This window comes from Rhodococcus sp. IEGM 1366 (assembly GCF_033142425.1).
GTDB lineage: Bacteria > Actinomycetota > Actinomycetes > Mycobacteriales > Mycobacteriaceae > Rhodococcus_F > Rhodococcus_F globerula.
On the sequence record NZ_JAWLRZ010000001.1, the window covers coordinates 893973 to 900225 of the forward strand.

6 protein-coding genes are annotated in these 6253 nt (G+C 62.3%); 3 read left to right on the forward strand and 3 right to left on the reverse strand.

The features are described 5' to 3' along the window. Positions 1-4: 4 nt before the first annotated feature. The 3 genes from R4P64_RS04355 to R4P64_RS04365 form a co-directional block, all read right to left on the reverse strand. Positions 5-304: a PE domain-containing protein gene (locus R4P64_RS04355; RefSeq protein WP_092805548.1), complete on the reverse strand. Its 300-nt coding sequence runs from the start codon at positions 302-304 to the stop codon at positions 5-7. Positions 305-445: 141 nt separating this feature from the next. Next, a complete protein-coding gene (locus R4P64_RS04360) occupies positions 446-796 on the reverse strand; it encodes a metallopeptidase family protein (RefSeq protein WP_033235174.1) in 351 nt (116 codons plus the stop codon). A 3-nt stretch (positions 797-799) separates the two neighbouring features. Then, positions 800-1897 carry a septum formation family protein gene (locus tag R4P64_RS04365; RefSeq protein ID WP_230590200.1) on the reverse strand — a complete coding sequence of 366 codons (1098 nt, stop codon included), beginning with the start codon at positions 1895-1897 and terminating at the stop codon, positions 800-802. An 82-nt stretch (positions 1898-1979) separates the two neighbouring features. On the opposite strand from R4P64_RS04365, the gene R4P64_RS04370 reads away from it, so the two are divergent. From R4P64_RS04370 to R4P64_RS04380, 3 genes are all read left to right on the forward strand, one after another. Further along, entirely contained in the window at positions 1980-2375 is a 396-nt protein-coding gene (locus R4P64_RS04370; protein ID WP_092805552.1) for an ankyrin repeat domain-containing protein, read from the forward strand. Positions 2376-2442: 67 nt separating this feature from the next. Further along, positions 2443-3696 (forward strand): serine--tRNA ligase, encoded by a 1254-nt coding sequence (gene serS / locus R4P64_RS04375; protein ID WP_033235171.1) that lies wholly within the window; start codon positions 2443-2445, stop codon positions 3694-3696. 359 nt (positions 3697-4055) lie between these two features. Then, on the forward strand, positions 4056-6253 hold a 2198-nt coding region (locus tag R4P64_RS04380), incomplete at its 3' end, for an Ig-like domain-containing protein (protein WP_317819455.1).

Genomic DNA, 6253 nt, shown 5'->3' on the forward strand with positions numbered 1-6253 from the left:
AGAATCAGAGTGGAGCCGAAGCCAGATCCGCCTGCGTCCGGTTGTCCTCGAATTCATAGGCGGCGGCGTAGCGGCGCAGTGCGGCAGCCGCGTCTTCGAGTTCGGCAACAGCGCGGTCGGCCGACGATGCCAAGCTTTCGGACGTCGCATTGAAACTGTTCGCGGCGCTGGTGGACACTTCGTCGGAGCCGGACGGCAGGACTTGCCGGGCGGGTCTTGTGGACGCGACGACTCCGCGCAGCCGTGCGGCCCCGGCTTCGAGTTCGAGGGCAGCGGTAATCAGTGCGTGAGGATCGACGTGCATGTGCCGAACTCCTAGGTGACCAGTGCGAATGATGGGCGAGGATCATCATCCGTCGCCCTACAGACGCCGAACGTCAAACTCCCCGCACCTACTTTGATGCGCGCCGGGAGCTGTCGGTTCCCTCGAAATCGGACTGGTTTCTCAACCCCACCCGAGTTCGTGCAAGCGGTCCTCTTCGATTCCGAAGTAGTGGGCGATCTCGTGGATGACCGTGACCGCAACCTCGTGCACGACCTCTTCTTCGGACTCGCAGATGTCGAGGATCGCGTCGCGGTAGATGGTCACCGTGTCCGGCAGGTATCCGCCGTACTGAGAATCGCGCTCGGTGAGGGCAATGCCCTGGTACAGCCCGAGAAGTCCCGGTTCCTCGGGGTCACGAGGTTCGACCAGGACAACAACGTTGTCGATGGCCTTTGCCAATTCCGGCGGAATGAGATCGAGTGCCTCGCCGACCAGGTCTTCGAACCGGTCGTCGTTCATGGTTACCGTCATGGCTTACGACGGCGGGGACGCGCCGGGCAACGGTGTCGGCACTGACCGACCTTCCGGTGCTGAAGGCGGCGGGACCGGAGCCGCGCCGTTGATCAGGATTTCGCCTTTGGCGCTGCCGGTGATGGCCGCGAACCCGCCGGTGGCGACTTCCGTGCCGACGGAGCAGTTGACGCGTCGGCTGCCGGCCAACCAGCTCTCGAGGGCGATGTTGTCCCAGAACAGGGTCAGTGTCTTGTCGCGCAAGGCGTCGGCTGAACCCAGGTACTCGTTGGCAGCCTGCGTGCAGACTCCTTCGAGATAGGCGTCCTGATCCTCGACCGACGGCATGCCTGCGGGAAACTGGGTGCCCAGGTCGATCACCGAGATGACCTCGTATGCGTGGGGGTTCGCGCAATCCACGGGGTCGGTCGGGAGATTCTGGTTGATGCCGATGCAGGTTCCGACGTCCCAGACATTCGACTGATCCTGATCGGCAACCCTGCCGATGAATGGCAGAAGTTCACCGGTTGTGGTCGAGAACTGCAGACCACAGCGCAGCGAACGGTCGCCGGACGTCCAGGACGATTCACTCGGGAACATCAGCCCGACGCTGAACTTGCCCTTCGGGTCGAACCGCGAGCCGAGGTACGAGTTCACGATCGGAGTGCAGTGCTCGTCGCGCAGTTCTGCGAACCGCAGCGCGCCCGGGTATCGCGATCCGGGGCCGAACTCCGCGCCCGGGAACACCGACAAGTCGAGCGGGCCGGCAACTTCGAATCGATGCTCGGTGTCGCACGAGACGATGGACATGTCGGTGCGATCACCACCGGATGCCGTCGCAGGCGTCCAGTTCAGGCAATCGCCTGCGCCGGCCGACGTGAAGGCGTTTTCCTCGGCGGACTTGTTGGTGGCCTGAGAGCCGATTCCGCCGACAGTGGCAGCTGGCTTGTCGCCACTGTTCAGGCCGCCGGAAATCGCGATTGTCGCAATGGCGGCAACAACCGCGCCCACCGCAACAGCAGCCAGAACGCGTCTGGTGCGGTGCGCTGAGACGGTTTTCTTCCCCGACGCGCCCGTCGGGCCCGCCGGATCGGACGGCTTCTCGATCTTGTCTTCAGGCATCGATCCCATCATGCCTGTTTTCCATGCCGTACCGAACCTTCACGGCAAAACGTTTACGTCCGAAGCAGGTATTTTATGGACTATGACCGAAGAATCCGGGCTCGAACCCGAAGCCGTCGAACTTGCCGGGCGCCTCTTCGACATGGCGCGGACCGGCGACGCGGCGTCTCTGGCGTCGTACATCGACGCCGGGATTCCGGTGGATCTGACCAACAGCAGCGGCGACACGCTGGTGATGTTGGCCGCATATCACGGCCACGTTGATGCCGTCGTTGCTCTGATCGAGCGTGGCGCCGACGTCAATCGGGCCAACGACAAGAACCAGACACCCCTTGCCGGTGCCGTCTTCAAGGGTGAGGACGCCGTCGTAAAAGCACTGGTGAGCGGGGGAGCCGACCCGCGCGGCGGGCATCCGAGCGCTATCGACGCGGCCCGGATGTTCGGACGCGAGGACTATCTTTCCCTCCTCGAATCCTGAGCGTCTCCCGGAGCGGCCGCGGACGTGACCGTTGGCGACCTGGGGTGAGTGGGTAAAGTTCCTAGTCGTGATTGACCTCAAGTTCCTCCGCGAGAATCCCGAAATCGTCCGCGAGTCGCAGCGCACCCGTGGAGAAGATCCCGGACTGGTCGACGCTCTGCTCGAAGCCGACGCGTCCCGACGCGCCGCTGTGCTGACCGGAGACAACCTCCGCGCCGAGCAGAAGGCGTTCGGCAAGAAGGTCGGTCAGGCATCTCCGGAGGAGCGTCCCGCACTGCTCGCGGGGTCCAAGGAACTTGCGGCCAAGGTCAAGGAAGCCGAAGCCGCGCAGCACGAGGCGCAGGCCGCGCTCGACGCCGCGCACCGCGCGATCTCCAACGTCGTGCAGGAGGGCGCTCCCGCCGGCGGCGAAGACGACTACATCGTTCTCGAGACTGTCGGCGACATTCCGTCGTTCGACTTCGAGCCGAAGGATCACCTCGAGCTCGGTGAATCGCTCAACCTCATCGACATGGAGCGCGGCGCGAAGGTCTCGGGTTCGCGTTTCTACTTCATGACCGGGTACGGCGCGATGCTCCAGCTCGGTCTGCTGCAGCTCGCGGCGCAGAAGGCTATTTCCAACGGCTTCACGATGATGATTCCGCCGGTGCTCGTGCGCCCGGAGATCATGGCCGGTACCGGCTTCCTCGGCGCTCACTCCGACGAGATCTACCACCTCGAGGAAGACGACCTCTACCTTGTCGGCACCTCCGAGGTCCCGATGGCCGGTTACCACTCGGGTGAAATTCTCGAGCTGAACGAAGGCCCGAAGCGTTACGCCGGTTGGTCCTCGTGCTTCCGCCGTGAAGCGGGCAGCTACGGCAAGGACACCCGCGGCATCATCCGCGTCCACCAGTTCGACAAGGTCGAAATGTTCACATACTGCCGACCGGAGGACGCCGACGCCGAGCATCAGCGTCTCCTGCGTTGGGAGCGGGACATGTTGGACGCCATGGAGATTCCGTACCGCGTCATCGACGTTGCCGGCGGAGACCTCGGTTCTTCCGCTGCCCGTAAGTTCGACTGCGAGGCATGGGTTCCGACGCAGCAGGCGTACCGCGAACTGACGTCGACGTCCAACTGCACCACGTTCCAGGCGCGACGGTTGAGCGTTCGGTACCGCGACGAGAACGGCAAGCCGCAGACAGCTGCCACCCTCAACGGCACCCTGGCTACGACGCGCTGGATCGTGTCGATCCTCGAAAACCACCAGCAGGCCGACGGCACCGTTCGCGTCCCGGCAGCACTGGTTCCGTTTGTCGGCACGGATGTGTTGCGCTGACTTCTTCCTAGCTGAAAAGCCGAGGCCGCGACGATTTTGTCGCGGCCTCGGCTGCTTTTCTGCCCGACCAGGTGTGTTCGGCTTGGGGGTAGTTGTTTCGCGCAGAGCGGGGCTGAAGGTCTGATGATCTGCAGCTCCGCTCTTGTCTATTTCGGCCTCCTTAGCTCACCCAAGACGGTGGCCAGCAACATTTTGCTCCTTATTGGACGTCCGTCTTACCAAAACTGATACAGGTAGCAGTTTTCTAGCTACTCTGTGATTCAACTTTTGATCAACAGTTCCTAACCAAAATGTCGGCTCGCTGGGTGGGCTTCCCTTCTGCTGCGCAAAGCAGATTCGGATTCAGCTCAACTGCTGCTGTGGCACTGGCTGCGGCGGTTGTTCCGTCCAGTCAGCTCATCGCAAGAGAGGGCTCGAAGCACATGAAAGACAAGAAGTTACGTCGGTTGTTAGCCGGCGTCAGCACCGCAGCGATGGCGGTGGGCTTCGCGACGTCGTTCGGCGTCATGACAGCGTCCGCTGCGCCCGTGAGCACATCGACGACGTCCGGCAGTTGGACATTCAACCGAACGATCAGCAACGGTACGCCCGTCCCCGGCGAGACAATCACCGTCACGAACAACATCCGGTGGAACGGTGGTATCGCTCCGACCATCAGTGCCTTCAAGGACATTCACCCGGACTGCCTCACCTACGTCGTGGATTCGTCAAAAGTCGCCGGTAAGGGCGTCGGCACGAATACGACCTCCACATCTGTGAGCATGACGGGATCGTGGATCCGCAGCGCCGTCGATCGGAACATCGACTACACGGTCAAGTACACCGTCGGCCAGAACTGTGCCCGCGACGTAGCCCTGATAACGGGCGCCGGCATCAGCGCGAACCAGGGTACGGGTTCTGAAACCGCCAATACGGGTCCGTCGATCACCGTTGCAAAGGCTGCGACGCAGACCACCCTCGCCGTAGCGCCTGCACCGCAGGCCGATCGGGCCTCGACTCTGACGGCCACCGTCACAACAGGTGCCACCGGCGACGTCGCCTTCTTCAACAACGGCAACCCCCTTGGTACCGGCACGATCGCCAACGGCACCGCTACCTACGCGTGGACCCCGTCCGGCGCGGACGCCGGCAAGCCGTACTCGATCACCGCGAAGTACCTCAGCGACGCCACCAACGCAGTATCGACCTCGACAGCGCAGACCGGAACTGTGGCAGCTGCGCCGACCGCACCGGCAGCGCCGACCGCAGTCACCGTGAACCCGACATCTGTTGTTGTCGGTGGCACTGTGACGGTTTCCGGGACTGCTGAGGCCAATTCGGAGGTCACTGTCATCGCGGGTGACAAGACGTGCAAGGTTACGGCTGGTGCCGCCGGCGCTTTCAGCTGTGACATCGTCACCAGCGAGGTCGGCACCCTGACCGTGACTGCCGTTGCGGCGAATGCTGTTGGTGTCGGTCCGATCTCAGCTCCGGTCACTGCGACCGTCTCGGCTCCGCCTGATGTTGATTCGACGCTTGGTTTGACGGTTCCGTCTGTTGCGACGACGGGTGTTGCTGTTGATTTGACGGCGACGGTTGCTCCGGCGAATGCTGTGGGTACGGTGCAGTTTCAGGACAACGGTGTCGATATCGGTTCGGCGGTGACTGTTGTCGGTGGTGTTGCGACGATGAATAACGCATTCGCTTCTGCTGGTGCGCATTCGATTACGGCGAACTTCACTGCAGGTGCGGGTTTCAAAGATTCGGTTGCTGCTGCGAAGACCGTGACAGTGTCTGATCCGGTCCCGGTTGATGTTGATACGACGTTGGGTTTGTCGGTTCCGGCTTCGGCGACGACGGGTGTTGCTGTTGATTTGACGGCGACGGTTGCTCCGGCAAGCGCTGTGGGTTCGGTGTCGTTCAAGGTTGGCGGTGTCGAGGTTGGTACTGCTTCGGTGTCGAATGGTGTTGCGACTCTGTCGCACACGTTTGCTTCTGCTGGTGTGCAGTCGGTGACGGCTGATTTCTCGGGTGTGGGTTTTGTGGCGTCGAGTGCGGGTCCGTCGTCGGTGACGGTCTCTGATCCGGTTCCGGTTGATGTTGATACGACGTTGGGTTTGACGGTTCCGGCTGCCGCGACGACGGGTGATGCAGTTGATTTGACGGCGACGGTTACTCCGGCTTCCGCTGTGGGTTCGGTGTCGTTCAAGGTTGGCGGTGTCGAGGTTGGTACTGCTTCGGTGTCGAATGGTGTTGCGACGCTGTCGCACACGTTTGCTGCTGCTGGTGTGCAGTCGGTGACGGCTGATTTCTCGGGTGCTGGTTTTGTGGCGTCGAGTGCGGGTCCGTCGTCGGTGACGGTCTCTGATCCGGTTCCGGTTGATGTGGAAACGTCTCTGGTGCTAAATGTTCCGGCTGCCGCGACGACAGGTGATGCTGTTGATTTGACCGCGACCGTTGCTCCGGCTTCCGCTGTGGGTTCGGTGTCGTTCAAGGTTGGTGGTGTCGAGGTTGGTACTGCTTCGGTGTCGAATGGTGTTGCGACGCTGTCGCACACGTTTGCTGCTGCTGGTGTGCA

Coding starts and splice junctions, on each gene's coding strand:
- R4P64_RS04365 (WP_230590200.1), bottom strand. CDS start 1,897: ATGCCTGAAGACAAGATCGAGAAGCCGTCCGATCCGGCGGGCCCGACG.
- R4P64_RS04355 (WP_092805548.1), bottom strand. CDS start 304: ATGCACGTCGATCCTCACGCACTGATTACCGCTGCCCTCGAACTCGAA.
- R4P64_RS04370 (WP_092805552.1), top strand. CDS start 1,980: ATGACCGAAGAATCCGGGCTCGAACCCGAAGCCGTCGAACTTGCCGGG.
- R4P64_RS04360 (WP_033235174.1), bottom strand. CDS start 796: ATGACGGTAACCATGAACGACGACCGGTTCGAAGACCTGGTCGGCGAG.